Raw genomic sequence first — 1,810 nt, forward strand, 5'->3', positions numbered from 1 at the left:
AGGCGGCCGAGCATGGCGAAGCCCATGGCAGGCAGGATGTTGGCGGCAACGCCGCAACCGTCGATGATGAAGGGCGGGATGAAGTCGAGCAGGCCCTGGATGGCGTCGGAACCCAAATAGAAGGCGCCGCCGCACAGCAGGAAGTACTCGACGCAGCCCCAGATTCCAATTCCCCAATGAACGGCGTAGATGCCTTTGAGGTTTCCCTTGAGGGCGAACTTGTCTGCCATATCGACAAACACAGGGAACAAGGCATTGGTAATGTTGCCGATCGTCAGTGCAAGGACGGCGATGGGCATGGCGAGCGCGATGGCCGTCTCGGTACCCTGACCGAGCTGAATGGCAAACGCGCAGGCGAGCACGCCGCCGACGGTTTCGTTAGGCGGCACGTAGGCGCCGATGGAGATCGAGCCCATGAACAGCAACTCCAGGCTGGCGCCAACGGCAAGGCCAGTCTGCAGGTCCCCCAGCACCAGGCCCACGAGCGGGCACAGGACGATGGGGCGGAACGCGTAGAGGGTGCCGAGCTGGTAGTCGAGACATCCAAAAGCTCCGACTAAGCCGACGAGGATTGCTTGGACAAGCATAGTTCCTCCCAATAAGGAATCTCGAACCGTCGTCACTCCCGTCGCGCGCGTTATTGATATCAATCCGGGAGTTTGACCACACGGTCCGAACCGCACCTGGCGTGCTGCTAACACCCATACCAGGCACAAATGATTTGATACCAATTATAGGTATGCAGGTTCGCCTTATTTAATACCAGTCGCTCAGCGGGGTGTTTTTTACCGTAAACGGCAGGCGCATCCCATTAGGCACGCTCTTTGTTTCGATGGCGGACAAGCGCCACCAGAAAGCCGTCGCCAAAAGCATCGGATGCCAAGTTGGCCACAATCACCAAAACGATCATCGCCGCGCCCAAGAACTCGTTCCAGCTAAAGACCTCGCCAAAGAGGAGCGCCGACCAGCAGGGAGCGAGCACGACCTCACTCATGCAAACCAAGTTGGCCGCAAACGCGTTGGTGCGCGCAATCCCCTTGGCATACAGCACACTCGCAAGGCCGCTGCAAAAAAGGCCATGCACCAGCATAAGCCCCCACTCAAAGGGTTTCACGGAGCCTAGGTCGCCGGCAAAATAGACGATCGGAAGTATCGAGATGCCGCAGGAGATGAGCGAGGACACCATGGGCGACGCATCGGGGCGAGAGTTTAAAAAGAAACACAGCCCAAAGGTGGCGCCCGAAATGACGGCAAGCAGATTTCCGAGCATGCCCTCGGCGCTCAAATCACCTAAAAAGAAAAGTCCCATACCCGTAAAAGCAACCACCACGGAGGCAATCTTCGCAGGCGAGGGCAACGTGCGAGTTGCGAGCGATTGATACACGATAACGAAAATCATCGAGGTGTACTGCAGAACGATCGCGTTGCCGACCGTCGTGAGCTGGTTGGCAAAGTTAAACGTGGTGCCCGTCACGAAGTTGCAGACGGCCACAAGGACAATAAGACGGCTGACGCGAAGGACGGGTCTGCCGACGAGCAGGATAAAGAGCGCCATAAATATTGCCGTGACGGCACCGATCAAAAGAGCTGACTGCGAATTGGCGCGAACGAGGATGCCGATAAAACTCCACAAGAGCGCCGTGCCAAATAGATACATCGCCCCGCTCACGCCATTATCGGGTGGATTGTCAGATCGAATCACGAAGCACCTCCAACTAGCTTTCGGTAATAAAAAACGGCGACCGCAATGGGTCGCCGTTTCCCTTGGGGGCAAATAATAGGCCGGGCCCTTACGCCAGCACGCCGAAGA

General features: G+C 57.2%; 2 protein-coding genes. Both read right to left on the reverse strand.

Features of this window, described 5'->3' with window-relative positions; translation table 11 throughout:
- On the reverse strand, nt 1-587 hold a 587-nt coding region (locus tag DW850_RS10035; protein ID WP_147325446.1), incomplete at its 3' end, for a PTS sugar transporter subunit IIC.
- Between the two features lie 224 nt (nt 588-811).
- Nucleotides 812-1,702, reverse strand: coding sequence for a DMT family transporter (locus tag DW850_RS10040; protein WP_233505160.1), 891 nt, complete (start codon nt 1,700-1,702; stop codon nt 812-814).
- Nucleotides 1,703-1,810 lie beyond the last annotated feature (108 nt).

The organism is Collinsella sp. AM36-4AA, assembly GCF_003467795.1.
Classification (GTDB): domain Bacteria; phylum Actinomycetota; class Coriobacteriia; order Coriobacteriales; family Coriobacteriaceae; genus Collinsella.